At 51.7% G+C, this 25479-nt stretch carries 23 protein-coding genes; 13 read left to right on the plus strand and 10 right to left on the minus strand.

Going from position 1 to position 25479, the window contains the following annotated elements:
- Window positions 1-1383: an amidohydrolase family protein gene (locus OGX98_RS14435; RefSeq protein WP_045447070.1), complete on the plus strand. Its 1383-nt coding sequence runs from the start codon at window positions 1-3 to the stop codon at window positions 1381-1383.
- 55 nt (window positions 1384-1438) lie between these two features.
- Here OGX98_RS14435 and OGX98_RS14440 read toward each other — a convergent pair whose 3' ends face one another.
- Window positions 1439-2347, minus strand: coding sequence for a nickel/cobalt efflux protein RcnA (locus OGX98_RS14440; protein ID WP_286595450.1), 909 nt, complete (start codon window positions 2345-2347; stop codon window positions 1439-1441).
- 119 nt (window positions 2348-2466) lie between these two features.
- Between OGX98_RS14440 and rcnR the strand changes: the two genes are divergently transcribed.
- Window positions 2467-2739, plus strand: coding sequence for a Ni(II)/Co(II)-binding transcriptional repressor RcnR (gene rcnR, locus OGX98_RS14445; RefSeq protein ID WP_016154292.1), 273 nt, complete (start codon window positions 2467-2469; stop codon window positions 2737-2739).
- A gap of 52 nt (window positions 2740-2791) precedes the next feature.
- On the opposite strand, the gene OGX98_RS14450 is transcribed toward rcnR, so the two are convergent.
- Together OGX98_RS14450 and OGX98_RS14455 are read right to left on the minus strand one after the other, a co-directional pair.
- Window positions 2792-4021 (minus strand): amino acid permease, encoded by a 1230-nt coding sequence (locus OGX98_RS14450; protein WP_045447063.1) that lies wholly within the window; start codon window positions 4019-4021, stop codon window positions 2792-2794.
- A gap of 142 nt (window positions 4022-4163) precedes the next feature.
- Window positions 4164-4619 carry a multidrug/biocide efflux PACE transporter gene (locus tag OGX98_RS14455; RefSeq protein ID WP_045447061.1) on the minus strand — a complete coding sequence of 152 codons (456 nt, stop codon included), beginning with the start codon at window positions 4617-4619 and terminating at the stop codon, window positions 4164-4166.
- A 101-nt stretch (window positions 4620-4720) separates the two neighbouring features.
- On the opposite strand from OGX98_RS14455, the gene OGX98_RS14460 reads away from it, so the two are divergent.
- The 4 genes from OGX98_RS14460 (at window position 4721) to kduD (ending at window position 9232) form a co-directional block, all read left to right on the plus strand.
- On the plus strand, window positions 4721-5605 hold the full coding sequence (locus tag OGX98_RS14460) for a LysR family transcriptional regulator (protein WP_045447059.1): 885 nt from the start codon (window positions 4721-4723) through the stop codon (window positions 5603-5605).
- A gap of 102 nt (window positions 5606-5707) precedes the next feature.
- The gene (locus OGX98_RS14465; protein WP_286595452.1) at window positions 5708-6886 is read left to right on the plus strand and encodes an acetyl-CoA C-acetyltransferase; all 1179 of its coding nucleotides are present in this window, start codon (window positions 5708-5710) and stop codon (window positions 6884-6886) included.
- 690 nt (window positions 6887-7576) lie between these two features.
- Window positions 7577-8413 carry a 5-dehydro-4-deoxy-D-glucuronate isomerase gene (gene kduI / locus OGX98_RS14470; RefSeq protein ID WP_045447055.1) on the plus strand — a complete coding sequence of 279 codons (837 nt, stop codon included), beginning with the start codon at window positions 7577-7579 and terminating at the stop codon, window positions 8411-8413.
- Window positions 8414-8470: 57 nt separating this feature from the next.
- Complete coding sequence (kduD, locus tag OGX98_RS14475; RefSeq protein ID WP_045447052.1) at window positions 8471-9232, plus strand: 2-dehydro-3-deoxy-D-gluconate 5-dehydrogenase KduD; 762 nt, start codon at window positions 8471-8473, stop codon at window positions 9230-9232.
- Between the two features lie 114 nt (window positions 9233-9346).
- On the opposite strand, the gene OGX98_RS14480 is transcribed toward kduD, so the two are convergent.
- A complete protein-coding gene (locus OGX98_RS14480; RefSeq protein ID WP_045447048.1) occupies window positions 9347-9673 on the minus strand; it encodes a cupin domain-containing protein in 327 nt (108 codons plus the stop codon).
- Window positions 9674-9815: 142 nt separating this feature from the next.
- On the opposite strand from OGX98_RS14480, the gene OGX98_RS14485 reads away from it, so the two are divergent.
- Window positions 9816-10508, plus strand: a complete 693-nt coding sequence (locus OGX98_RS14485; protein ID WP_045447045.1) for an aspartate/glutamate racemase — start codon at window positions 9816-9818, stop codon at window positions 10506-10508.
- On the opposite strand, the gene OGX98_RS14490 is transcribed toward OGX98_RS14485, so the two are convergent.
- On the minus strand, window positions 10495-11430 hold the full coding sequence (locus OGX98_RS14490) for a LysR family transcriptional regulator (protein ID WP_045447042.1): 936 nt from the start codon (window positions 11428-11430) through the stop codon (window positions 10495-10497). The genes OGX98_RS14485 and OGX98_RS14490 overlap by 14 nt on opposite strands.
- A gap of 118 nt (window positions 11431-11548) precedes the next feature.
- Here OGX98_RS14490 and lysA point away from each other — a divergent pair, with 118 nt between their 5' ends.
- Window positions 11549-12802 (plus strand): diaminopimelate decarboxylase, encoded by a 1254-nt coding sequence (gene lysA / locus OGX98_RS14495; RefSeq protein ID WP_286595453.1) that lies wholly within the window; start codon window positions 11549-11551, stop codon window positions 12800-12802.
- 11 nt (window positions 12803-12813) lie between these two features.
- Here lysA and galR read toward each other — a convergent pair whose 3' ends face one another.
- Window positions 12814-13842: an HTH-type transcriptional regulator GalR gene (gene galR / locus OGX98_RS14500; RefSeq protein WP_286595454.1), complete on the minus strand. Its 1029-nt coding sequence runs from the start codon at window positions 13840-13842 to the stop codon at window positions 12814-12816.
- A gap of 590 nt (window positions 13843-14432) precedes the next feature.
- Between galR and aas the strand changes: the two genes are divergently transcribed.
- Window positions 14433-16592, plus strand: a complete 2160-nt coding sequence (aas, locus tag OGX98_RS14505; protein WP_045447034.1) for a bifunctional acyl-ACP--phospholipid O-acyltransferase/long-chain-fatty-acid--ACP ligase — start codon at window positions 14433-14435, stop codon at window positions 16590-16592.
- On the plus strand, window positions 16585-17778 hold the full coding sequence (gene lplT / locus OGX98_RS14510) for a lysophospholipid transporter LplT (protein WP_045447032.1): 1194 nt from the start codon (window positions 16585-16587) through the stop codon (window positions 17776-17778). The genes aas and lplT overlap by 8 nt, the downstream gene beginning before the upstream one ends.
- Window positions 17779-17828: 50 nt before the next feature.
- Here the strand turns inward: lplT and OGX98_RS14515 are convergent, their stop codons facing one another.
- From OGX98_RS14515 to mutH, 4 genes are all read right to left on the minus strand, one after another.
- Window positions 17829-18869, minus strand: a complete 1041-nt coding sequence (locus OGX98_RS14515) for an NADP(H)-dependent aldo-keto reductase (RefSeq protein WP_045447022.1) — start codon at window positions 18867-18869, stop codon at window positions 17829-17831.
- Between the two features lie 108 nt (window positions 18870-18977).
- Window positions 18978-19196 carry a lipoprotein YgdR gene (gene ygdR / locus OGX98_RS14520; protein WP_000758660.1) on the minus strand — a complete coding sequence of 73 codons (219 nt, stop codon included), beginning with the start codon at window positions 19194-19196 and terminating at the stop codon, window positions 18978-18980.
- A 144-nt stretch (window positions 19197-19340) separates the two neighbouring features.
- Window positions 19341-20054, minus strand: a complete 714-nt coding sequence (locus OGX98_RS14525) for a TerC family protein (protein ID WP_045447018.1) — start codon at window positions 20052-20054, stop codon at window positions 19341-19343.
- Window positions 20055-20132: 78 nt separating this feature from the next.
- Window positions 20133-20825 (minus strand): DNA mismatch repair endonuclease MutH, encoded by a 693-nt coding sequence (gene mutH / locus OGX98_RS14530; protein WP_045447015.1) that lies wholly within the window; start codon window positions 20823-20825, stop codon window positions 20133-20135.
- Window positions 20826-21509: 684 nt separating this feature from the next.
- Between mutH and rppH the strand changes: the two genes are divergently transcribed.
- The 3 genes from rppH (at window position 21510) to lgt (ending at window position 25473) form a co-directional block, all read left to right on the plus strand.
- A complete protein-coding gene (gene rppH, locus OGX98_RS14535; protein ID WP_045447012.1) occupies window positions 21510-22040 on the plus strand; it encodes an RNA pyrophosphohydrolase in 531 nt (176 codons plus the stop codon).
- 12 nt (window positions 22041-22052) lie between these two features.
- The gene (gene ptsP, locus OGX98_RS14540) at window positions 22053-24299 is read left to right on the plus strand and encodes a phosphoenolpyruvate--protein phosphotransferase (protein ID WP_045447008.1); all 2247 of its coding nucleotides are present in this window, start codon (window positions 22053-22055) and stop codon (window positions 24297-24299) included.
- A 298-nt stretch (window positions 24300-24597) separates the two neighbouring features.
- Window positions 24598-25473: a prolipoprotein diacylglyceryl transferase gene (gene lgt / locus OGX98_RS14545; RefSeq protein WP_045447005.1), complete on the plus strand. Its 876-nt coding sequence runs from the start codon at window positions 24598-24600 to the stop codon at window positions 25471-25473.
- Window positions 25474-25479: the final 6 nt, after the last annotated feature.

Below are 25479 nucleotides of genomic sequence, written 5' to 3' on the forward strand. Positions count from 1 at the left end.
ATGAAGGAAAGTAACAGCCGCCGTGAGTTTTTAAGCCAGAGCGGAAAAATGGTGACCGCTGCCGCGTTGTTTGGCGCGGTGGCCCCGGTCGCGTATGCTGCTAATCCTGTCGGGACAACCAGTGGCGCGAAAAGCACAATGACGATTAACGATAAACACTATTATCTGGATAACGTTCTGCTGGAAGCGGGATTTGATTACGAAAACGCCGTGGTGGTACATACCCGTACCGCGCTACAAACTGTCGAAATTCAGGACGGAAAGATTGTTGCGCTGCGTGAGAATAAGCAGCATCCGGATGCGACGTTGCCACACTACGATGCAGGCGGAAAGTTGATGCTTCCTGCCATGCGAGATATGCACATCCATCTGGATAAAACTTTTTATGGTGGCCCGTGGCGCTCACTTAATCGTCCTGCGGGCACTACCATTCAGGATATGATCCGCCTGGAGCAAAAGCTGCTGCCCGAGCTACAACCGTACACCCAGGAGCGCGCGGAAAAGCTTATTGACCTGCTGCAGTCAAAAGGTACATCGATTGCGCGCAGCCACTGCAATATTGAGCCGGTTTCCGGACTGAAAAATCTGGAAAACTTACAGGCGGTGCTGGCGCGTCGTCAGCCCGGTTTTGCCTGTGAGATCGTGGCGTTTCCCCAGCATGGTCTGCTGTTATCAAAGTCTGAACCGCTGATGCGTGAAGCGATGCAGGCGGGAGCACACTACGTTGGCGGGCTGGATCCGACCAGCGTGGATGGGGCGATGGAGAAATCCCTCGATACTATGTTCCAGATTGCGCTGGATTACGATAAAGGCGTGGATATCCATCTGCATGAAACCAGTCCGGCTGGCGTTGCGGCGGTGAATTACATGGTGGAGACCGTGGAGAAAACGCCACAGCTGAAGGGTAAACTGACCATCAGCCACGCTTTTGCATTGTCTACGCTTAATGAGCAGCAGGTGGATGAACTGGCGACCCGCATGGTGGCTCAGCAAATTACTATTGCCTCGACGGTGCCGATTGGCACGATGCACATGCCGTTGAAACAACTGCGTGACAAAGGTGTGGTGGTGATTACCGGTACCGACAGCGTGATCGACCACTGGTCACCGTATGGGCTGGGGGACATGCTGGAGAAGGCGAATCTATACGCGCAGCTCTATATTCGTCCTAATGAGCTGAATCTGTCACGGGCGCTGTTCCTCGCCACCGGCGATGTGCTGCCGTTGAATGATAAAGGTGAGCGCGTCTGGCCAAAAGCGCAGGATGAGGCCAGTTTTGTACTGGTTGATGCCTCCTGCTCAGCAGAAGCGGTTGCAAGGATCTCTCCACGTACAGCGACCTTCCATAAAGGGCAACTGGTGTGGGGAAATGTCGCCAGCTAGCGTCATTCCACGCGCAGTGGCACAGGCTGCTGCGCGTTTCCTCTCTTTTTCGTTCCTAACCCATGATGCCCATATAGCCGTGGATCCCCATATACAATCCGACCATGCCGATGAGTGCGCTGGAAAAATAGGGGGCTTTACGTGCCAGTGTGTTAAATCCGCTCCAGCGTTTTGCCGCCTGCTGCACGCTGATTGCCGCACCGACACCTACCGTCACCAGCGTCAGCGCCAGCCCGAGGCTAAAGCACAGCACCATTGTTGCTCCCAGCGTGAAGGCTTTGAGCTGGATGCAGATCAGCAAGACCGTAATCGCTGCTGGGCACGGGATCAGCCCCCCGGTCAGGCCAAAAAGTAAAATTTGCCCGTTAGTGACGTCTTTACCCTGAAAGCGACGCTGGATGTCGGTGGCATGTGCCCGTTCGTGAGCGTCCTGATACTCTTTCGAACCTTCGGTGAGTTCTGCCAGCACGGCATGGTCATGATCGTGGTCGTGATGATGGTGGTGATCGTCATCATGGTTATGATGCTCATGGTGCTCATGGTGCTCATGGTGCTCATGGTGCTCATGGTGGTGATGTTCGTGATCATGGTCGTGCTCGTGATGCGTCTGGGTCAGCCAGTTCTGTTCGCCTTGCCATGTCCGCCAGAACATCCACATTGCCGTGCCCAGAATGATGATGGCAGAGACAAACTGCAGCCAGGGTTCGACGGCCTGGGCGGTAAACGCTTTGCTGATATACATCCCGCCGAGCGCAATCAACCACACCACAGCGGTATGTGACAGCGTAGCCGCCAGCCCCAGCATCACCGCCTGTTTGATGGTTCCTTTAATGGCGATAATAAATGCCGCCATCATCGTCTTGGAATGTCCCGGTTCCAGACCGTGTAACACGCCCAATAAAATCGCGCTGGGAATAAAGAACCAGGCATTACCTTGCTGAAGAAGCGTAGAAAACTCACCCATGAGAATGATTCTTAGTTGTTTTGTTTCGCCAGATTCTACTCCCCCCCAGTACAGAATACTACCCCCCAGTAGATCGGCGCGGTATAGTGAGCCGTGATTTATGCAACGGGGACAGGACGATGTCACATACGATCCGCGACAAACAAAAGCTCAAGGCCCGTGCCAGTAAGATTCAGGGGCAGGTGGCGGCGCTGAAAACCATGCTTGATGAACCGCATGAATGCGCGGCGGTGTTACAACAGATTGCGGCGATCCGCGGGGCGGTAAACGGGTTAATGCGAGAAGTGATTAAAGGTCACCTGACTGAGCATATTGTGCATCAGGGCGATGAAATAAAACGCGAAGAAGATTTGGATGTGGTGCTGAAGGTACTGGATTCCTACATCAAGTAAGGCGATATGCGGCTCATTCACCCACTGATGAATGAGCCGTTGCATAACATTTTTAGCCGAAAAACATCACCGAAACACACAGCAGACCCACAATCAGGGTAATCAAATTGCCCACTGAACGGTACGGCTTCAGAGCCGGGATCAAATAGGTCGACAGCGTCGGCATGATGAAAAGAATCATGGCGATGAGCGGCCCGCTGATTGCGTAAATCATTGAGATGGCATTCGGGTTAATGCAGCAAATGATAAACGTGATCGTCGAGACCAGCATGATCGACAGGGCGCGGTTAAAGGCCCGGCTTTTCTTCACTCCCACCTGATGCAACGACGTTTTTACGACTTCGGTTGCTCCTTCAATCACGCCAAAGTACGTACCCAGAAACGATTTTGACATCGCCACAATGGCTACGATAATCCCTGAAATCGACAGCCATGCAGGGGCGTTCGGCATCATTGAGAGCGCTGACAAAATCGTCACGCCTTCATTTCTTGCGTCTTCAATATAATTTACTGGAATAGAAAGTAAGCAGCTGAAGACGAAAAACAGCACGCTCAGACAGATGATTACGTAGGCTACTTTCATGATTTTTTTGCATTTACCCATGGCCTGCTCGCCGTATTTCTCGCGTCTGTCGATGGCAAACGTGGAGATGATTGGCGTATGGCTAAAAGCAAAAACCATCACGGGGATTGATATCCATACCTGATGAAGCGTGTGTTGATCGAAAGACATCTGGCCGGTGAGTAACGTAGGCTGCCAGCTTCCGGTCAGATAGAGCGAAAGGAACAAAAAGTAAGCGATGAGAGGGAACACCAGAAATCCCATCACCCGAATAGTGGCTTGTCGCCCCATCAGAAAAATGAGATTCAGTACCAGCACCACGCCAAGGCTGACGAGCATGCGGATGCGTAGATCCACGGTGATATGTTTTGCCAGCTGTTCTGTGAGGGAGTTGGTGATTGCCACGGCGTAGATCAGCACGACCACAAAGAAGGCAACAAAATAGAGAGTGGTGATTAAGCTACCAATCTTTTTGCCGTAGTAGTGCGTTACCGCACCGGTGATCCCTTCACCAGCTGACGTTTTCGATGACAGGATAAACTGGCACAGAGCCTTGTGTGGCCAGTAAGTTAAAGGCCAGGCAACAAGTGCGGTGATAAACAATACGACCGCCCCAGCAGAACCCAGTTGTATGGGGAGAAATAGGGTTCCTGCGCCGACGGCAGTCCCATATAACGCGAAGCTCCAGAGAGTCTCTTCTTTTGACCAAATTTTCGACATTATTTGAACGTATCAACTATAAAATAAACAAAAAGAAGCGCAATTTACCACAAATGAGAGGTGCTGGGGGAGGTGTGAACAAGTGGGCTGGTGAATGGATGAATAGCCGGAATCGGGATAATTCCGACTATTCGTTGAATTATCAGGCAGTAACGCGCTGTTGACGGCGCTTCATCACGCGTTCACGCACCGTGTCGTATGCCCAGTTATAAAACATGGTGTACGGCAGGAAGAACAGGAAGAAACCTATTTCTAGCGTGAATGCCTGCAGCAGACTGACGCTCAGCACATACGACACGATGGTTACCCCGATAACGATAAAACCACTTTCGAAACCTAAGGCGTGAAATGCCCGTACTTTCGCCGTACGTTTCACCAGGTGTGACGGCCACAAGCGATCAAACAGGGCGTTATAAATGATATTCCAGATCATCGCTGTGGTAGCCAGGAGTACGGTCAATCCGCCCATTTCCAGCACCGAACGTTGCATCAACCATGCGGTGGTTGGTGCGAGAATAGCGGTGGCAATGCCCTCAAAACAGACGGCGTGAAAAATACGTTCCAGTAACGAACGGCGTTGGACTGTATCGTGTTGCATAACGTAAAACCTTCTTTGATGCCCGGATAACGGAATGGTGGAAATTTTATCGTTTTATGTGATATCTAAAAGATAGAATCCATCGATAAAGTAGATAGGTTATGCGTTACTCTCCCGAAGCATTAACAGCATTTGTTGAGACCGTTTCCTGCGGTTCATTTTCTGCGGCAGCGCGGCGGCTGCGTAAAAGTCAGTCCACTATCAGTACGGCGATTGCGCATCTGGAAGCCGATCTCGGTTTTGCGCTATTTGATCGTTCCTCGCGCCAGCCGACGCTCACTGAACAAGGTAAACGGGTACTTGGCTACGTTCAGGCGATTTTGTCAGCGAGCGATCGTCTGGATGAAGCTGCTATTTCACTTTCAGGCGCAACGGAAGCGCGTTTGACGTTTGTGCTTTCTGACACGCTGCATCCGGATGTGCTGGAAGAATTGATGGTGCAGTTTGACCGCCTGTTTCCCCATACCGAGTTTGAATGTCTGATTGGCGAAGATGAAGATGTGATCGATCTGCTGCAAAAGGGACGAGCTCAGGTTGGGCTTATTGAGGCGCGCGAGGACTATCCAACGGATATGGGCGTCACTCGTCTGCCAATGCAAACCTGGATGGGGTTATATGTGGCGGCCTCGCATCCGCTGGCTACGCAAAACAACCTGCAATGGGAGCAGCTCCACACCTGGCGCGAACTGCGGTTGAATACCTATCTGGAAAGCGGCACTAACGTGGCGCGTGGTCCCGTATGGTCTGCTCCTAACTATCTGTTATTGCTGAGTATGGCGGTTCAGGGGTTTGGCTGGTGCGCGCTACCTTGCGCGCTGGTGGAAGAATTTGCGGCACAAAAACCGCTGGTACAGTTGAAGATGCCCGGCTGGCCAAAGGCTATCTCTATCGACCTGCTGTGGAATAAGAAATCGCCTCCTGGCGTGGCGGGAAGCTGGTTACGCGACCATTTACAGCAGAGTGGCGTTCAGATGACCAATAAATGATACGAAATTCCTTTGTGATAAAAATCACCATTTTTAAACAACTGTGATAACTATCTTTAACAATCATCTACTATTGCGATGTTATTTTGCGCTGAGGTGGTGATGAAAGAGGTTGTGATAGTGGGGGCGTTAAGGACACCCATTGGCTGCTTCCAGGGGACGCTGGCGCGTCATTCTGCCGTTGAGCTAGGCAGCATGGTGGTCAGGGCGTTACTGGAACGCACAGGCGTGGATGTCCATGCTGTTGACGAAGTGATCCTCGGGCAGGTGCTCACCGCAGGAGCCGGGCAGAATCCCGCGCGCCAGTCTGCTATCAATGGGGGATTACCCAATACCGTTTCTGCTATCACTATTAACGATGTTTGTGGTTCGGGCCTCAAAGCGCTGCATCTGGCAACGCAGGCTATCCAGTGTGGTGAAGCCGATATTGTGATTGCTGGTGGACAAGAGAATATGAGCCGCGCACCGCATGTTCTCACCGACAGCCGCACCGGCGCGCAATTGGGCAATAGCCAACTGGTGGACAGCCTGGTGCATGACGGTTTGTGGGACGCTTTCAACGATTACCATATGGGCGTCACCGCCGAAAACCTGGCGCGGGAATACGGAATTAGCCGCGAATTGCAGGATGACTACGCGCTTCGCTCTCAGCATAAAGCGCGTATGGCGATCGACGCCGGGCGTTTTAAAGATGAGATTGTGCCGGTCGTGACCCAACGTAACGGACAATCGATCGTTGTTGATACCGATGAACAGCCGAGAACGGATGCCAGTGCTGAAGGGCTGGCGCGACTGGATCCCGCATTTGATCGTTCAGGCTCTGTCACGGCGGGCAATGCGTCGTCGATAAATGATGGCGCCGCAGCCGTGATGATGATGAGCGAAGCCAAGGCGCAGGAGCTGAATTTGCCCATACTGGCGCGTATTCGAGCTTTTGCCAGCGTCGGGGTCGATCCTGCGCTAATGGGGATTGCGCCAGTGTATGCTACCCGTCGCTGTCTTGAACGAGTCGGCTGGCAGCTGGCTGATGTTGATCTTATCGAAGCTAACGAAGCATTTGCTGCCCAGGCGTTATCGGTGGGAAAAGTGCTGGAATGGGATGAGAGGCGGGTCAATGTCAATGGTGGAGCCATCGCGCTTGGCCATCCTATTGGCGCATCCGGCTGTCGTATTCTGGTGTCGTTGGTACATGAGATGGTCAAACGTCAGGCGCGAAAAGGCCTGGCTACGCTGTGTATCGGTGGCGGCCAGGGCGTCGCGCTCGCCATTGAACGAGACTGAAGCGCTTTATACTCCCCTTTCAAACACGCTCTTCTGCTGCGCTGTCCCATGCAAATGTGACAGCGTCGGTGAGTGATATCTTTAATACAAGCACACAAGAATTCATGCCTGAATACCGTCATACTTCAAGTTGCCTGGATGTTAGCTGTGCGTTACTTGGCTTACCATGAGTCTCGCCCTTACGGACCGCCGCTCCGCAGTGTTCAAAACGGCTCCTGGCCCTAGTCACTAACTTGTGTAAGCTCCCGGGGCTTCGCTCTGTTGCCACCTACAGGCCACCCGAATTATTTTGGGTATAGTTTTACCTTCCGCATGGGCTTTGACTTGGCGCGTACGCTACCGTCGTCTTTCTAACCTGCAATATCTCCTTCTTCGGTAGCCGTCCTGGTTAACTCTGTATTTTCAGTGCATTATCTCAACCACTGCTGAATCACTATTTAATTAATTATCTATTTTATTGTTTTATATGGTTTTTATATGCCTTTGCTATCATTTTTTCCGCTATTTTTGAGACCCTAACGTGATCGCAACTACACTTTTGATAATAAGATGCAGAAAAAGTGAAACATCGTTTTAGTTGTAATTGAAAACGTGTTCCGGGAGGGATATCATTAACCCATTAGTTAAAAACGGAACGGTGTTTTGTTATCCGTTCAAGAATTCACGGTCAATTTATCACTGGAGGTAAATGTGGACGTAAGACAAAGCATCCATAGTGCGCATGCTAAAACCCTGGACACTCAGGCGCTGCGCAATGAGTTTTTGGTAGAAGAAGTGTTTGTCGCTGACGAATACACCATGGTTTACAGCCACATCGACCGCATTATTGTTGGCGGCATTATGCCAGTGGCAAAAACCGTTTCCGTGGGTGGCGAAGTGGGCAAACAGTTGGGCGTAACCTACTTCCTGGAACGTCGCGAACTCGGTGTGATCAACATCGGTGGTCCGGGCACAATTACCGTTGACGGCCAGTGCTATGAAATCGGTCACCGCGATGCGTTGTATGTGGGAAAAGGGGCGAAAGAAGTTGTGTTTGCAAGCATCGATGCGACAAAACCAGCCAAGTTCTACTATAACTGCGCACCGGCACATACAGCCTATCCAACCAAAAAAGTGACCCCAGCCGATGTTGCTCCAGTGACTCTGGGTGATGATCTCACCAGTAACCGTCGTACCATCAATAAATATTTTGTACCAGACGTACTGGAAACCTGCCAGTTGAGCATGGGTCTGACGGAACTGGCACCTGGTAATCTGTGGAATACCATGCCGTGCCATACCCATGAACGCCGCATGGAAGTTTATTTCTACTTCAACATGGAAGAAGACACCTGCGTTTTCCATATGATGGGGCAGCCTCAGGAAACGCGTCACATTGTGATGCATAACGAGCAGGCAGTAATTTCTCCAAGCTGGTCTATTCACTCTGGCGTCGGTACAAAAGCTTATACGTTCATTTGGGGCATGGTCGGTGAAAACCAGGTCTTCGATGATATGGACCACGTTGCAGTAAAAGATCTGCGCTAGTTGCGGGCGGCAACCCTGCCTGTCTGTGACAGGCATTATAAAAAGTAAGGATTAATAATGATTTTGAATGCATTCTCTCTTGAAGGTAAAGTCGCCGTTGTGACAGGTTGTGACACTGGTCTGGGGCAGGGTATGGCGCTGGGCCTGGCTGAAGCGGGTTGCGATATCGTGGGTATCAATATTGTTGAGCCGACTGAAACTATCGAACGTGTTACCGCACTGGGCCGCCGCTTTTTAAGTCTGACTGCAGACCTGCGTCAAATCGACGGTATCCCGGCGCTGCTGGAGCGTGCAGTTGCAGAATTCGGTCATATCGACATTCTGGTCAATAACGCAGGTCTTATTCGTCGTGACGACGCGATCGATTTCAGCGAAAAAGACTGGGACGACGTGATGAATCTGAACATTAAGAGCGTGTTCTTTATGTCTCAGGCTGCGGCTAAGCACTTCATCGCGCAGGGCAAGGGCGGCAAAATTATTAACATCGCCTCTATGCTTTCTTTCCAGGGCGGCATCCGCGTTCCGTCTTATACCGCATCAAAAAGTGGTGTAATGGGCGTAACTCGTCTGATGGCGAACGAGTGGGCAAAACACAACATCAACGTTAATGCGATTGCTCCGGGCTATATGGCAACCAACAACACGCAACAGCTGCGTGCTGATGAGCAACGTAGTGCAGAAATTCTCGATCGCATCCCGGCGGGACGTTGGGGATTACCAGACGATCTGAAAGGGCCAATTGTATTCCTGGCGTCCAGTGCATCTGACTACATCAACGGCTATACCGTTGCAGTAGATGGCGGCTGGCTGGCACGTTAACGGGTCTTCTTCCTGTATCGACAAACAAAAACCCTGCCAAACAGCAGGGTTTTTTATCTTTTATCCCTTACATTTCAGATAAGAAGCTAAAAGGGTGACCTGAGAACGGTGGAATTATGCTTTCAGGAAATCTTCGCGTACGGGGGTGAAAGTATCCAGTAATGTGCCTGGTTTTAAACAAACGCAGCCATGCATAATATTGGGTCGCTTGTACAGCGTGTCGCCTGCGCGGACAACATGCTTTTCTTCGCCAATGGTAAATTCAAACTCGCCGGATAACACATAAGTGAGCTGTTCGTGCGGGTGGTTGTGCATCGGACCAATTGCGCCTTGCTCGAAATTCACTTCAACAGCCATCATTTTGCCGTCGTGAGCCAGGATGCGGCGGGTAACGCCGTTGCCCAGATCTTCGAGGGTGGTTTCTTTATGAAAAATAAACATCCGGCGGTCCTGTATTATGTTGAAACAATGTTTCATTAAATTTATATCATAAATAATTAAAAGGAAACGCAGGCTCACAGATGTGGAAAGTTGATCACATCTTTGGTTCACTGGAGCGACACCAACGAACAAGGAAAAAAAGATGAAAACCATCGGTCTGTTAGGCGGTATGAGCTGGGAATCCACTATTCCTTATTATCGACTCATTAATGAAGGTGTGAAGAAACGTCTGGGAGGCCTGCATTCGGCGCAGATCCTGCTGCATAGCGTAGATTTCCACGAGATTGAAGCTTGTCAGTCAAGTGGCGACTGGCAGCAGGCTGGTGAGATTCTGGCGCAGGCCGCCATGGGGCTTCAGCAGGCGGGGGCTCAAGGGATCGTTCTGTGTACCAACACGATGCATAAGGTCGCCGGGGCGATTGAAACGGCCTGCGAGGTGCCGTTCCTGCATATTGCTGATGCAACGGGCAGGGCCATCAGCCAGCAGAAAATGTCTAACGTGGCGCTACTCGGTACGCGCTACACCATGGAGCAGGAGTTTTATCGTGGACGCCTGCAGCAAGAGTTTGGTATTAACACGTTGATCCCCGAACAGGATGACCGGCAGAAGATTAACCAGATAATCTTCGAAGAGCTGTGCCTGGGTGAATTCAGTGACACTTCGCGAGATTATTACCTTAATGTGATTGATGGCCTGGCTCGTCAGGGCGCGCAAGGCGTCATTTTTGGCTGTACCGAGATTGGCCTACTGGTTCCGGCGCAGATGAGTCCGCTGCCGGTGTTTGATACGGCTGCGATTCACGCGGCTGATGCGGTGGAGTTTATGCTGTCGTAAGCGGATCCAAAATAGCATCCAGCGGATCGATCAGAGCAGGAAGATGGGCTTGCAAATGTGCCGTAAATGCATCGACCAGTGCGGATGCCGGTCGGTGTAACGGGCGAATCAGGCTAACGGTAAACGGTACGTCGATACTGAAACGTCGAACGACAACGCCGCTGGCGGCATAATCCAATGCAGTGAGTGGGTTTACGACCGAGATCCCTGCGCCGGCACGAACCATCGCGCAAACGGACGCGGCGCTGTGCGTTTCCAGGACCATTCGACGTTTAACCTGATGGTCATTAAACAGGGCATCCAGCAACTGACGGTAACTGTCTGTGCGTGACAGGCTGATGTAATTTTCACCCTGAAAGTCTTCTGGCGTTAGTATGGCTTTCGCACTTAGCGGGTGTCCTGAAGGCAGGACACACACTTCGTTAAGCGTCAGCAGTGCAGTACGTTCAGTGCCTGCGGGCGTGTGCAAGGTCTCCGTCAATCCCAGATCGTGGCGCTGGGCTGAAAGCCACTCCTCAAGCAGCGGTGACTCTTGCGGAACGATGTTCAGACTCACGTCCGGATAGCGAGCCAGAAACGGTTGCAGTAGGGTAGGTAAAAACGATTGTGAAAACACCGGCAGGCAAACAATTGACAGCTCGCCCTGGCGGAATTCTCGCAGGCTTTCTGCGGCATTAACAATGCGATCCAGACCATACCAGGAGCGTTGTACCTCCTCAAATAACCGTAGGCCCTGTACCGTTGGCTGCAGTCGACCACGAGTACGTTCAAACAGCGTTAACCCCAATACTTTCTCAAATCGCGCCAGTTCCCGACTGACTGTGGGTTGCGAAGTGTGTAGCATCCGTGCGGCTTCCGTCAGGTTGCCCGCTGTCATGATGGCGTGAAAGATTTCAATGTGTCGCAGGTTAACGGCAGGCATGGGCGTTCCTCGAATCAGGTAGTACATATCATTTTTGCATAGACTCGCGATAAAACGATATTTTTTATTCTCTTTAGCTTGTGGCGTAATCATAAAAAAATGAATACCGGAGTCCGCTATGCCACGCTCGCTTAATAACACCGATACTGACCTGACCGCCGACAACCTGCTGCGTCTGCCTGCCGAATTTGGCTGCCCGGTATGGGTCTACGATGCGCAGATTATCCTTGCGCAGATCGCTAAACTGAATCAGTTCGACGTGGTGCGCTTTGCCCAGAAGGCATGTTCGAACATTCATATTCTGCGTCTGATGCGCGAGCAGGGCGTGAAGGTGGACTCGGTATCGTTAGGTGAGATTGAACGTGCGCTGGCTGCAGGCTATGTCGCGGGTAAAGATGAGATCGTTTTTACTGCCGATATGATTGATGAAGCGACGCTGGCACGGGTGCATGAGTTACAAATTCCGGTTAATGCCGGGTCAGTGGATATGCTGGAACAGCTTGGTCAGGTATCGCCGGGTCACCGCGTATGGCTGCGCGTCAATCCTGGATTTGGTCACGGGCACAGTCAGAAAACCAATACTGGTGGAGAAAACAGCAAGCACGGAATCTGGTACAGCGATCTGCCAGCAGCGCTGGACGTCATTCAGCGTTATAAACTGAATCTGGTCGGTATTCATATGCATATCGGCTCTGGCGTGGACTACGGACACCTGGAGCAGGTATGTGGCGCGATGGTGCGCCAGGTGATGGAGTTTGGCCAGGATCTCGAGGCGATCTCTGCAGGCGGTGGTTTGTCGATCCCGTACCGCGAAGGAGAAGAGGCGATCAATACCGATCACTATTTCGGTTTGTGGAACGCCGCGCGTGAGCAGATCGCCAGACATCTTGGGCATCCGGTGAAGCTGGAGATTGAGCCGGGACGTTTCCTGGTCGCGGAAGCGGGCGTACTGGTAGCGCAGGTGCGCAGCGTAAAAGAGATGGGGAGCCGCCACTTCGTGTTGATCGATGCAGGTTTTAACGATCTGATGCGCCCGGCGATGTATGGCAGTTATCATCATATCTCCGCGCTGGCGGGGGATGGTCGTTCGCTGGAGCTGGAGCCTCAACGAGAAACCGTTGTTGCGGGTCCGCTGTGCGAGTCCGGCGACGTGTTTACCCAGCAGGAGGGCGGTAAAGTTGAGACCCGTCTGCTGCCTGCGGTGGCACCGGGTGATTATCTGGTACTGCATGATACCGGGGCGTACGGTGCGTCGATGTCGTCGAACTATAATAGCCGCCCGCTACTGCCGGAAGTGCTGTTTGATAACGGAGTGGCGCGGCTGATTCGCCGTCGCCAGACCATTAACGAACTCTTAGCGCTGGAACTATGACGCAATCCTGTTTAATCGTTTGACGATGAATTCCCTGGCTCTGTCAGCGTTGAAACGGAATGTCGGCGTACCAGAGTTGGGTTAAATACATTGGTAATTTCGGGCACCGGGCGTTTTTCCGCCAGCGCCAGCGCCAGTTCAGCGGCCTGCGTTGCCATCGTTACGATAGGATAACGTACCGTTGTCAGCCGTGGGCGCACGTAGCGTGAAACCAGCACATCATCAAAGCCAATCAGTGATATTTCGCCCGGTACATCAATACCATTATCATTTAATACGCCCATGGCACCGGCTGCCATTGAGTCGTTATAACAGGCTACCGCAGTGAAGCTTTTTCCACGACCAAGCAGCTCGGTCATGGCCTGTTCCCCGCCGCTTTCATCCGGTTCACCAAAGGTCACCAGCCGTTCGTTCACCGGTATATTGCTTTCTGCTAATGCATCGTAATAGCCTTTCAGACGATCTTCTGCATCCGAAATGGTGTGATTGGAGCACAGATAACCGATGCGTGTATGGCCTTGCTGGATAAGGTGCCGGGTGGCAAGCCATGCCCCGTAACGGTCATCCAGGGCAACGCAGCGTTGCTCGAAGCCGGGCAGGATTCGGTTGATGAGCACCATGCCGGGGATCTGCTGCATTAACGACGCAAGTTCAGCATCCGGAATGATTTTCGCGTGTACAACGAGAGCGGCGCAACGGTGACGAATAAGCTGCTCAATCGCCTGACGCTCCTTATGTTCGTTATGATAGCCGTTGCCAATCAGTAAAAAGTTTCCGGTGTTATAGGCCACCTGCTCGACAGCTTTTACCATTGCCCCAAAGAAAGGATCTGACACATCACCTACCACCAGTCCGATGGTTTCAGTGGATTGTTGTGCCAGCGCACGCGCATTGGCGTTGGGGTGGTAGCTGAGTGATTCCATGGCATTCATTACAGCCAGGCGCGAGGCTTCACTGGCTTTAGGGGAATCATTGATCACTCGAGAAACGGTGGCGACTGATACACCAGCTAGTCGGGCTACGTCCTTTATGGTCGCCATGATAGTACCTGTTGTGGGTAAACGCTTACATTCCGCCAGTGTTACGGAAAATGGCTGGCTGTTCAAGCAGATTGCCCGCCAGAACGTCGCAAATGTGAGCGCGCACGAGCGAAGTAAGACAGAAAGGGGGAAATGAAAACCTTTGCTTACACTTTGCGATGGGCTGTTGCGATTGTTCGCTGGTGAGGGAACTGGCCACATTGCTAAAGTTGAGATCCCAGAGGTATTGATAGGTGAAATCAACTTTCGGGTTGATCACAAGATTTACACCAACCTGCGCAGATGCGCAGGTTTTTTTTTATCTCAGGCGTATCTGTAACAGTAACCGATAATTTACACAACTGGTTGCATTTACGTTCATTCCTTTGCGTTTTCGTACTGGCGAATCAGTCGGGTGACGACCACAATCAAGATCCCAGAGGTATTGATTGGTGAGATTATTCGGTACGCACTTCGTACCTGTCTCTTGCACCAACCTGCGCGGATGCGCAGGTTTTTTTTCGTCTTCTATTTACCTGTCGCACGCAATCCCCAACTCGTATAATCTGCCACCATTCATCTTTAGATAATTGATGGTACAGGGAGTTGAGATGCTATTTGGGTTATTTCGTATTCTGTTTCGCGTACTTTTTCGTGTTCGCGTCATGGGCGATGTTAGTGCGCTACAGGGAGAACGCATCCTAATCACTCCCAATCATGTCTCATTTATAGATGGTATTCTTCTGGCGCTGTTCCTGCCCATTCGCCCTGTCTTTGCCGTTTATACTTCTATCAGCCAGCAATGGTATATGCGCTGGTTAACCCCATTGATTGATTTCGTTCCGTTGGACCCAACTAAACCGATGTCGATTAAACATCTGGTTCGCCTGGTTGAGCAGGGACGCCCGGTGGTTATCTTCCCGGAAGGCCGTATTTCAACGACCGGATCATTGATGAAAATCTATGACGGTGCCGGTTTTGTCGCGGCAAAATCAGGGGCGACGGTAGTACCTGTGCGCATTGAAGGGGCAGAACTGAGTCACTTCAGCCGGCTGAAGGGTCTGGTTAAGCAGCGATTCTTCCCACGTATCCGGCTACACATTTTGCCGCCAACGGCACTGCCAATGCCTGAAGCGCCGCGCGCCCGCGATCGTCGCAAGATTGCCGGTGAAATGTTGCATCAGATTATGATGGAAGCGCGCATGGCGGTGCGCCCTCGCGAAACGTTGTATGAATCCCTTCTGGCGGCGAAATACCGCTTTGGCGCAGGTAAAAACTGCATTGAAGACGTTAACTTTACTCCGGATAGCTATCGCAAACTGCTGACTAAAACGCTGTTTGTTGCCCGCATTCTGGAAAAGTACAGCGCGGAAGGCGAGAAAATCGGCCTGATGCTGCCAAACGCGGGTATCAGCGCAGCCGTTATCTTTGGCGCTATGGCTCGCCGACGCATCCCGGCAATGATGAACTACACGGCGGGCGTAAAAGGGTTAACCAGCGCAATTACCGCTTCTGAAATCAAAACCATTTTTACCTCCCGACAGTTTCTCGATAAAGGCAAACTCTGGCATCTGCCGGAGCAGATTACTCAGGTACGCTGGGTTTATCTGGAAGATTTAAAAGCCGATGTTACCCTGGGTGACAAGCTGTGGATTTTTTCTCATCTGCTGATGCCGCATCTGGCGCAGGTCAAGCAGCAACCTGAAGAGGCTGCAGTGATCCTCTTTACCTCTGGCTCTGAGGGTCACCCGAAAGGCGTAGTGCACAGCCACAAAAGTATCCTGGCTAACGTCGAGCAAATTAAAACTATTGCCGATTTTACCGCTGACGATCGCTTTATGTCAGCGCTACCGTTGTTTCACTCTTTTGGTCTGACTGTGGGGCTGTTCACACCGTTACTGACTGGTGCTGAAGTGTTTCTTTATCCCAGTCCTCTGCATTATCGCATCGTGCCAGAACTGGTATACGACCGGAACTGCACTGTGTTGTTTGGTACCTCAACGTTCCTCGGTAACTACGCACGCTTCGCACATCCTTATGATTTCCACCGCCTGCGCTATGTTGTGGCGGGAGCAGAAAAGCTGCAAGACAGTACCAGGCAGTTGTGGCAGGAGAAGTTTGGTCTGCGTGTCCTCGAAGGCTATGGGGTGACGGAATGTGCGCCAGTCGTCTCGATTAACGTGCCGATGGCGGCAAAATCGGGCACGGTAGGGCGTATTCTACCGGGGATGGATGCCCGACTGCTGGCGGTTCCCGGGATTGAGGAGGGTGGGCGTTTACAGCTGAAAGGCCCTAATATTATGAACGGCTATTTGCGCGTCGAAAAACCCGGTGTACTGGAAGTGCCGACGGCAGAGAATGCGCAAGGCGAGCTTGAACGCGGCTGGTATGACACCGGTGATATCGTGCGCTTTGATGAGAACGGCTTCGTGCAAATTCAGGGGCGTGCTAAACGTTTTGCCAAAATTGCCGGCGAGATGGTCTCACTTGAAATGGTCGAGCAACTGGCGTTGGCGGTATCCGCCGACAAAATGCATGCTACGGCTATCAAGAGTGATGCCAGTAAAGGCGAGGCGCTGGTGCTGTTCACCACGGATGGAGAGCTGACGCGAGATAAATTGCTGCAGTATGCGCGCGCCCATGGCGTTCCGGAACTTGCCGTGCCACGTGATATCCGCCACCTGAAACAACTCCCTCTACTTGGCAGCGGTAAGCCTGATTTTGTCACGCTGAAAAGCTGGGTTGATGAACCGGAAGAACAACATGCCTGAGTCAGTACACACTAACACTTCAATCTGGTCTAAAGGGATGTTGTCCGTTATCGCCGCGCAGTTTCTGTCGGCGTTTGGCGATAATGCGTTGCTGTTCGCCACGCTGGCGTTGCTGAAGGCGCAATTCTACCCGGACTGGAGCCAACCGATCCTGCAAATGGTGTTTGTGGGCGCTTACATTCTTTTTGCGCCTTTTGTCGGACAGGTGGCGGATAGCTTTGCCAAGGGCAGAGTGATGATGTTCGCCAACGGCCTCAAGCTATTGGGTGCGGCGAGTATTTGCTTCGGTTTTAACCCTTTTCTGGGGTATACGCTGGTGGGTATTGGCGCTGCAGCTTATTCACCGGCCAAATATGGCATTCTCGGCGAGCTGACCACTGGCGACAAACTGGTGAAAGCCAACGGACTGATGGAAGCTTCAACCATCGCAGCTATTTTGCTGGGATCTGTCGCTGGCGGCGTTCTGGCCGACTGGCATGTCATTGCCGCACTCTCTGTTTGCGCGCTGGCATACGCCGGAGCTGTCCTGGCTAACCTGTATATTCCAAAACTGGCCGCTGCTCGTCCCGGGCAATCGTGGCATCTGGGGAAAATGACGCGTAGTTTTTTCTGCGCAGCGTCTTCGTTATGGCGTGACGGTGAAACACGTTTTTCGTTAGTAGGTACTAGCCTTTTTTGGGGCGCAGGTGTGACGTTGCGTTTTCTGCTGGTGTTATGGGTACCGGTGGCTCTGGGCATCACTGATAACGCCACGCCAACCTATCTCAATGCTATGGTGGCTATCGGGATTGTGGTTGGTGCCGGAGCGGCAGCTAAGCTGGTAACGCTGGAAACGGTGTCTCGCTGCATGCCGGCGGGGATCCTGATTGGCGTGGGGGTGCTGTTTTTGTCTCTGCAACATGCGCTGCTTCCATCCTATGCGTTGCTGATGCTTATCGGTGTACTGGGCGGCTTTTTTGTTGTGCCTCTGAATGCGTTGCTGCAGGAGCGGGGCAAAAAAAGCGTTGGTGCGGGTAATGCTATTGCGGTGCAAAACCTGGGCGAAAACAGCGCTATGCTGCTAATGCTCGGCATCTACTCGTTAGCGGTTCTGGTGGGGCTTCCGGCGGTCGCGATTGGCATCGGGTTTGGCGGCTTATTTGCGCTGGCGATTACGGCGCTGTGGGTCTGGCAACGCCGTCATTAATTTGTGTGTCGGGTAGCGGTTTGGCTTTACCCGGCACACAATGCGCATTATCACGGTGCCGGGTAGGTATAAACCTGATGCACCGCTTCAATCTCCGCCAGTACCTCTTCGCTTAATTCCAGATGCAGGCTTTCGACATTGGTTTTTAACTGTTCCATCGTCGTGGCTCCCAGCAGAGTGCTGGCGACAAACGGCTGGCGACGAACAAACGCCAGCGCCATCTGGGCTGGATCCAGATTATGACGTTTCGCGATATCTACATAAGCGGCGACAGCCTTTTGCGTCTGTTCACCGCTGTAGCGCGTGAAACGGCTAAACAGTGTATTCCGTGCTCCGGCAGGTTTAGCGCCGTTCAGATATTTACCGCTTAAGGTACCAAAACCCAGGCAAGAGTAGGCCAGCAGTTCAACCCCTTCATATTGGCTGACTTCCGCGAGCCCAACCTCGAAGCTGCGGTTCAGCAGGCTGTATGGGTTCTGGATGGTGACGATGCGTGGCAGGTCGTGTTTGTCAGCAAGGTGCAGATAGCGCATCACGCCGAATGCGGTTTCGTTGGAAACGCCGATATAGCGAATTTTCCCCGCACGCTGAAATTCAGTCAGAGCTTCCAGTGTTTCCAGCAGAGTAATTACCGGTGTGGAATCCGTCCAGTTGTAGCCAAGTTTGCCAAAACAATTGGTAGGGCGCTGAGGCCAGTGTACCTGATACAGATCCAGATAATCGGTTTGCAGGCGTTTAAGGCTGTCATTCAGCGCCTGGCGAATGTTTTTACGATCCAGCGCCTGATCGGGGCGAATACCGCTGTCATTGTTACGTGACGGACCGCTGACCTTCGAGGCCACGATCAGTTTTTCACGGCTACCATGTTTGGCGAGCCAGTTGCCGACGTAAGTTTCTGTGAGCCCCTGAGTTTCAGGGCGAGGCGGTACCGGATACATCTCGGCAACGTCGATTAAATTTATGCCTTGTGCAACGGCATAGTCGAGCTGTGCATGTGCGTCGGCTTCGCTATTTTGTTCACCAAACGTCATTGTGCCCAGCCCCAGTGTACTGACTTCAAGCGAGCTGTGGGGTATACGGTGATATTGCATAGCCGTTTCCTTTTTATAATCACGACATAAGGATTATAAAAATGGCTGAGGGAAGGGAAAAAGGGAAGCAAAAATTGTTAAGGCCAGCAGCATTGCTGACCTCAACCATCAACGTTCAATAATTTGAGACACATCGTCACGGTTAATTTGCATCGCGTTGCCTTGCTGATCGTGATAGCTCACCAGACCGGTATCGTCATCAATTTCCGGTTTACCGTCGGTCAGGATCATACGACCGTCTTTTGTCGCCATCACATAATCACTGCTGCATCCGGAAACTGCAAAAGCCAATCCTACGGCGGAAATTAAAACTGCCCATTTTTTCATCTGTTTATCCTCACATGGCCTGCGTCTGACAATAGTTTAGTAATAACGCGAAGTTATGCAGGACGAAAGAGGGAAAATCTTAATCTGTGAGAAGGGGAAGATGATGAGGCTATTCGCTCCCCTTGCGGGGAGCGACAGATTTTATCAGAGCGGATTTTTTTTATTGCGCAACAGGTTCAGGGTCTCTACCGCGATAGAGAAGAACATGGCGAAATAAATGTATCCTTTCGGTACATGGACATCGAAACTTTCCAGAATCAGCGTGAAACCAACCAGAATCAGGAAAGAGAGTGCCAGCATTTTTACCGAAGGGTGACGATCCACAAACTCGCCTATTGGGCGTGCTGCAAACATCATCACACCCACGGCGATGACCACCGCCGCCATCATGATAAACAGATGATCGGACAAGCCTACCGCGGTGATGACGGAGTCCAGACTGAAAATAATGTCTAACAACATGATCTGCACAATCGCACCCAGGAAAGAGGATACGCGAGTTTTCAGCCCCTCCTCTTCACCTTCAATCGACTCGTGGATCTCTTTGCTGGCTTTCCAGATCAGGAATAATCCACCGAGCAGAAGTATGAGATCTCGTGCGGATATCGCCTCGCCAAACACCTCGAATAACGGGTTTGTCAAACGAGTTACCCAGGCGATAGAGGCCAGCAAAGCCAGACGCATGAGCATCGCTGCCGCCAGCCCAATACGTCGGGCGTGACTGCGTTGCGCGGTCGGAAGTTTGGCAACTACCAGAGAGAGGAAAATAATATTGTCGATCCCGAGAACGATCTCCAGCAGCGTCAGCGTACCGAGCGCAAGCCAGGCGTTAGGATCGGTTATCCATGCAAATAACATCGAACAAAGTCCTGCCAAAAAAAAGAAGCGCTAATTATAGGCCCGTAACGCGGCGGGTGAAAGGCCGGGCAGTGCCTATTAGGGCTGGAATAAAAAATGTCGCTCCAGTAAGGCACGAGTGAAGTTCTTTTTAAGGTAAAACCCGCGTGGCAAGGTCAGGATTGGTTCGCCATTGGCACCAATTGCCTCGGTAAGCGCTCTGGCATTGGCGGCTTTTGGGCGTAGTTGTAGTACTTCCCCATGGCGAGCGGTAATGCGCTCGACGTGACCCAACACAATCATGTCCATTAACTCTTCCCAGTCCAGACGCAATTGTCGGTCCTCTTCTTCATTTGGGCTCCACAGTAGCGGAGAGCCGACGCGCCGTTCAGCCAGCGGTATATTGCGTTCACCTTCAACGGGGATCCACAGTACGCGTTTGAGTTTGTGCCGGACATGGCTGGTTTCCCACGTTACGCCTGTATTGCCGGTCAGTGGCGCTACGCAAACAAAGGTGGTTTCCAGCGGTCTGCCAAGACTGTCCACAGGGATTGTTTTCAGCTCCACGCCGAGCGCGGCAAAATCCTGTTCTGGCTTACTGCCCGCACTGGCGCCAAGCCATATCTCCAGCAGCACGCCAATCCAGCCTTTGTCCCGCTTTAAATCCTTTGGCGTAACAAGACCCGCCATCGTCGCCAACTCTCCCAAAGCGTAGCCTGAGAGTTGTCGTGCCTGGGTAAGCAACTGAGTCTCAGATTCAGGAGGTAAAAGTAACGGATGGAGTTCTGGCATTGGGTTATACCTTAGGCGAAAAAATGAGCAATGATTTTATACCGTGTGGACAGAGTTTATCTTTTTCCACATGCTATATTCAATTATATGATTTATATTGGTTTTTAGATTTCAATTCGCGGAGTTGCGCAACAGCAATTCAGGTTTTCCAATTCTGGTCACTGACAATGAACAGGATCTTACACCATGTTATCCACAGAAAGATGGGATAACTGTGAAAAAACCCTACTACTGTTTCAATTTACAGCCTTGACGTGCGACGAAAATCGAATTTTTACACAAATTGTGCCTAACTTATTGGCATAATCTGTGGATAAAACCAACGCTGGTTGATCTTTCATCAGCTCGAAGATCGTATGCGTGATGATCGTCACGTTTCTGTGTGATTATCTCCTGATCCCGAGTTTAACTTAATGAATATATAAGACTATTTTTTATGTGTGACGAAGGTCTTATTCAGACTGTTCCGGGTTTTCCCATAGTAATTCCGTACTTCTTCACAACTATATCCACAGAAAAGGTGAATAAAATCGTCCTGGCAGTGCTCCCTCTGTTTATAACTCGGGCCTTTGCTGTGAGTTATTCAATTGTTATTAGAGTATCGTGTCCTTAACAGAGTGGTTTACCGCCTCCCAGGAGTGTGAAACAATCGTTTGTATATAAGGTTTATGTTGAGGTAGTCCGGTGATTGATGACGATGGCTACCGCCCGAATGTAGGGATAGTAATTTGTAACCGCCAGGGGCAGGTCATGTGGGCCCGGCGATTTGGTCAGCACTCCTGGCAATTTCCACAAGGTGGGATAAACGCAGGAGAGACAGCAGAGCAGGCGATGTACCGGGAACTCTTTGAAGAAGTGGGGCTCAGCCGTAAAGATGTACGGATCCTCGCTTCTACTCGTAACTGGTTGCGTTACAAGTTACCGAAACGTTTGGTGCGTTGGGACACGAAGCCGGTTTGTATCGGCCAGAAACAAAAATGGTTTCTTCTGCAATTGATCAGTAGCGATGCTGAAATCAATATGCAAACCAGTAGTACACCTGAGTTTGATGGCTGGCGCTGGGTGAGTTACTGGTATCCGGTTCGACAGGTGGTGTCATTTAAACGCGATGTTTATCGCAGGGTGATGAAAGAATTCGCAAGTGTTGTGATGGCGCTTCAGGAAAGTACTCCTAAGCCGCAAAGCCCGCCTGCGTACAGACGTAAAAGAGGTTAAGCTACGCAAATTATGCTCACCCGCCTGCGCGAAATAGTCGAAAAGGTAGCCAGTGCTCCACGCCTTAATGAGGCGCTGAATATTCTGGTTACTGACATCTGTCTTGCGATGGATACAGAGGTCTGCTCGGTCTATCTGGCCGACCACGACCGACGTTGTTATTACCTCATGGCGACCCGGGGACTCAAAAAACCACGCGGTCGCACTGTTGCACTCGCGTTTGATGAAGGGATCGTTGGCCTGGTTGGCAGGCTGGCGGAACCTATCAACCTTGCCGATGCGCAAAAACATCCGAGCTTCAAATATATTCCTTCAGTGAAAGAAGAGCGTTTTCGTGCGTTCTTAGGCGTCCCGATCATCCAGCGCCGCCAGCTATTAGGTGTGCTGGTCGTACAGCAGCGCGAGTTGCGCCAGTACGATGAAAGTGAAGAGTCCTTCCTGGTCACGCTTGCCACGCAAATGGCAGCCATTCTTTCTCAGTCGCAGCTTACCGCGCTGTTCGGTCAATACCGCCAAACGCGCATTCGTGCGCTGCCCGCAGCGCCCGGTGTGGCAATTGCTGAAGGCTGGCAGGATGCCACGCTGCCGTTGATGGAGCAGGTGTATCAGGCGTCAACGTTGGATCCTGCGCTGGAACGAGAACGACTGACCGGAGCGCTGGAAGAAGCTGCTAACGAATTCCGCCGCTACAGTAAGCGTTTTGCTGCCGGGGCGCAGAAAGAAACGGCGGCGATCTTTGATCTCTACTCGCACCTGCTTTCTGATACCCGTTTACGCCGTGAACTGTTTGCTGAAGTGGATAATGGTTCAGTGGCAGAGTGGGCCGTTAAAACGATCATCGAGAAGTTTGCCGAACAGTTTGCTGCCCTGAGTGATAGCTATCTTAAAGAGCGATCCGGGGATTTACGTGCGCTCGGTCAGCGTTTGCTGTTCCATCTTGATGACTCCATCCAGGGGCCGAATGCCTGGCCTGAGCGTTTTGTGCTGGTAGCCGATGAACTCTCAGCTACCACTCTGGCGGAACTTCCACAGGATCGGCTTGTGGGTGTTGTGGTCAGGGACGGTGCCGCCAACTCCCATGCGGCGATAATGGTTCGTGCGTTGGGTATCCCCACCGTGATGGGGGCTGATATCCAGCCATCGGTATTGCATCGTCGCACGCTGGTGGTGGATGGTTATCGCGGCGAGGTGTTGGTCGATCCGGAACCTGTATTGATACAGGAATATCAGCGCCTCATCAGTGAAGAGAATGAGCTGAGTCGCCTGGCAGAAGATGACGTTAATCAGCCTGCACAATTGAAAAGTGGCGAGCGCGTTAAGGTGATGCTCAATGCCGGACTTAGTCCCGAACATGAGCAGAAGCTGGGTAGTCGGATCGACGGTATTGGTCTGTATCGCACCGAAATCCCGTTCATGCTGCAAAGTGGCTTTCCATCGGAAGAAGAGCAGGTTGCGCAGTATCAAGGGATGCTGCAAATGTTTAACGACAAGCCTGTGACGCTGCGCACGCTGGATGTCGGGGCGGATAAGCAGCTGCCTTACATGCCAATCAGTGAAGAGAATCCGTGCCTCGGGTGGCGTGGGATCCGCATTACACTCGATCAGCCGGAGATCTTTCTGATCCAGGTACGAGCGATGCTGCGGGCAAATGCAGCAACCGGCAATCTAAGTATTTTGCTGCCGATGGTAACCAGTATTGATGAGGTGGACGAAGCACGACGTCTGATTGAACGTGCCGGACGCGAAGTGGAAGAGATGATCGGCTATGCGATCCCGAAACCACGCATCGGCATTATGCTGGAGGTCCCGTCGATGGTATTTATGTTGCCGCATCTGGCGAACAGGATCGATTTTATATCGGTCGGGACTAACGATCTTACTCAATATATTCTGGCGGTCGATCGCAACAACACACGTGTCGCCAGCATTTATGACAGCCTGCATCCGGGAATGTTACGTGCCCTGGCGATGATTGCGCAGGAAGCTGAGCGAAGTGGTATCGATTTGCGCCTGTGTGGTGAAATGGCGGGCGATCCGATGTGTGTAACTATTCTAATCGGTTTGGGCTTCCGTCATTTGTCGATGAACGGTCGTTCCGTGGCGCGAGTAAAATATCTGCTGCGACATATCGATTTTGATGAAGCGCAAACGCTGGCTCAGCGCAGCCTGGAAGCGCAGCTAGCGACAGAAGTACGCCATCAGGTGGCGGCATTTATGGAGCGTCGTGGCATGGGCGGTTTAATTCGCGGGGGATTATGAAACCAGGGCGGGAAACAGTAGCTACACCCAATGTATTTTGAGTGTATTGAACAGGTAAGTCCGTGACAAATTCGTCAGGAACGAATTTGAACAGTCGGAGGCTGCCTCCGGTGAGTGAACGCAACCAACAAAGATGCAGCTTGAAAGACGAGGGCGTATACATATCTTTTAACTGTAATCGGCATCCGCTGTGATCCCCTTGTGCTATCATTCGCAACTTCGGAGCGCCTGCATTATGCAGGCGCGCTTATCAATTGCTGTCTGACTTCAGCGAAATAACAAGAACTTGTGGTGACAGATGACCAGTAGCTATCTGCATTTTCCGGATTTCGATCCGGTCATTTTCTCAATTGGACCCGTCGCACTTCACTGGTACGGCATGATGTATTTGGTGGGGTTTATTTTTGCGATGTGGCTGGCGACTCGCCGTGCTAATCGCCCAGGGAGTGGCTGGACCAAAAACGAAGTAGAAAACTTACTCTATGCAGGCTTCCTCGGGGTTTTCCTCGGTGGGCGTATCGGCTACGTACTGTTCTACAACTTCCCTCTCTTCCTTGATAATCCGCTGTATCTGTTCCGCGTCTGGGATGGCGGTATGTCCTTCCACGGCGGTCTTATAGGTGTGATTCTGGTGATGATTATCTTCGCCAAACGTACCAAGCGCTCGTTCTTCCAGGTTTCTGATTTCATCGCACCGTTGATTCCGTTTGGCCTGGGTGCCGGTCGTCTGGGCAACTTTATTAATGGCGAGTTGTGGGGACGTGTCGACCCGAACTTCTCCTATGCCATGCTGTTCCCTGGTTCGCGTACAGAAGATATCTTACTGCTGCAAACTAATCCGCAATGGCAGTCTATTTTCGATACTTACGGCTCACTGCCACGCCACGCTTCCCAGCTCTATGAGATGGCGCTGGAAGGGGTTGTGCTGTTTATCATACTTAATCTGTTTATTCGTAAACCGCGCCCGATGGGGTCAGTCTCCGGGTTGTTCCTGATTGGCTATGGTGCGTTTCGTATCATCGTTGAATTTTTCCGCCAACCGGATCAGCAGTTTACCGGCGCATGGGTACAATACATCAGCATGGGGCAGATCCTGTCTATCCCGATGATTGTCGCCGGTATTATCATGATGGTTTGGGCGTATCGTCGCAGCCCACAGCAACACGTTTCCTGAGGAACC

Origin of the sequence: Citrobacter sp. Cm046, assembly GCF_030333065.1 — a bacterium.
GTDB lineage: Bacteria > Pseudomonadota > Gammaproteobacteria > Enterobacterales > Enterobacteriaceae > Citrobacter > Citrobacter murliniae.

Coding starts and splice junctions, on each gene's coding strand:
- lgt (WP_045447005.1), top strand. CDS start 24,598: ATGACCAGTAGCTATCTGCATTTTCCGGATTTCGATCCGGTCATTTTC.
- mutH (WP_045447015.1), bottom strand. CDS start 20,825: ATGCCAGAACTCCATCCGTTACTTTTACCTCCTGAATCTGAGACTCAG.
- rcnR (WP_016154292.1), top strand. CDS start 2,467: ATGTCACATACGATCCGCGACAAACAAAAGCTCAAGGCCCGTGCCAGT.
- OGX98_RS14460 (WP_045447059.1), top strand. CDS start 4,721: ATGCGTTACTCTCCCGAAGCATTAACAGCATTTGTTGAGACCGTTTCC.
- OGX98_RS14465 (WP_286595452.1), top strand. CDS start 5,708: ATGAAAGAGGTTGTGATAGTGGGGGCGTTAAGGACACCCATTGGCTGC.
- OGX98_RS14440 (WP_286595450.1), bottom strand. CDS start 2,347: ATGGGTGAGTTTTCTACGCTTCTTCAGCAAGGTAATGCCTGGTTCTTT.
- OGX98_RS14525 (WP_045447018.1), bottom strand. CDS start 20,054: ATGTTATTTGCATGGATAACCGATCCTAACGCCTGGCTTGCGCTCGGT.
- galR (WP_286595454.1), bottom strand. CDS start 13,842: ATGGCGACCATAAAGGACGTAGCCCGACTAGCTGGTGTATCAGTCGCC.
- kduD (WP_045447052.1), top strand. CDS start 8,471: ATGATTTTGAATGCATTCTCTCTTGAAGGTAAAGTCGCCGTTGTGACA.
- OGX98_RS14455 (WP_045447061.1), bottom strand. CDS start 4,619: ATGCAACACGATACAGTCCAACGCCGTTCGTTACTGGAACGTATTTTT.
- ptsP (WP_045447008.1), top strand. CDS start 22,053: ATGCTCACCCGCCTGCGCGAAATAGTCGAAAAGGTAGCCAGTGCTCCA.
- OGX98_RS14515 (WP_045447022.1), bottom strand. CDS start 18,869: ATGCAATATCACCGTATACCCCACAGCTCGCTTGAAGTCAGTACACTG.
- ygdR (WP_000758660.1), bottom strand. CDS start 19,196: ATGAAAAAATGGGCAGTTTTAATTTCCGCCGTAGGATTGGCTTTTGCA.
- lplT (WP_045447032.1), top strand. CDS start 16,585: ATGCCTGAGTCAGTACACACTAACACTTCAATCTGGTCTAAAGGGATG.
- OGX98_RS14450 (WP_045447063.1), bottom strand. CDS start 4,021: ATGTCGAAAATTTGGTCAAAAGAAGAGACTCTCTGGAGCTTCGCGTTA.
- OGX98_RS14485 (WP_045447045.1), top strand. CDS start 9,816: ATGAAAACCATCGGTCTGTTAGGCGGTATGAGCTGGGAATCCACTATT.
- OGX98_RS14490 (WP_045447042.1), bottom strand. CDS start 11,430: ATGCCTGCCGTTAACCTGCGACACATTGAAATCTTTCACGCCATCATG.
- lysA (WP_286595453.1), top strand. CDS start 11,549: ATGCCACGCTCGCTTAATAACACCGATACTGACCTGACCGCCGACAAC.
- OGX98_RS14480 (WP_045447048.1), bottom strand. CDS start 9,673: ATGTTTATTTTTCATAAAGAAACCACCCTCGAAGATCTGGGCAACGGC.
- OGX98_RS14435 (WP_045447070.1), top strand. CDS start 1: ATGAAGGAAAGTAACAGCCGCCGTGAGTTTTTAAGCCAGAGCGGAAAA.
- aas (WP_045447034.1), top strand. CDS start 14,433: ATGCTATTTGGGTTATTTCGTATTCTGTTTCGCGTACTTTTTCGTGTT.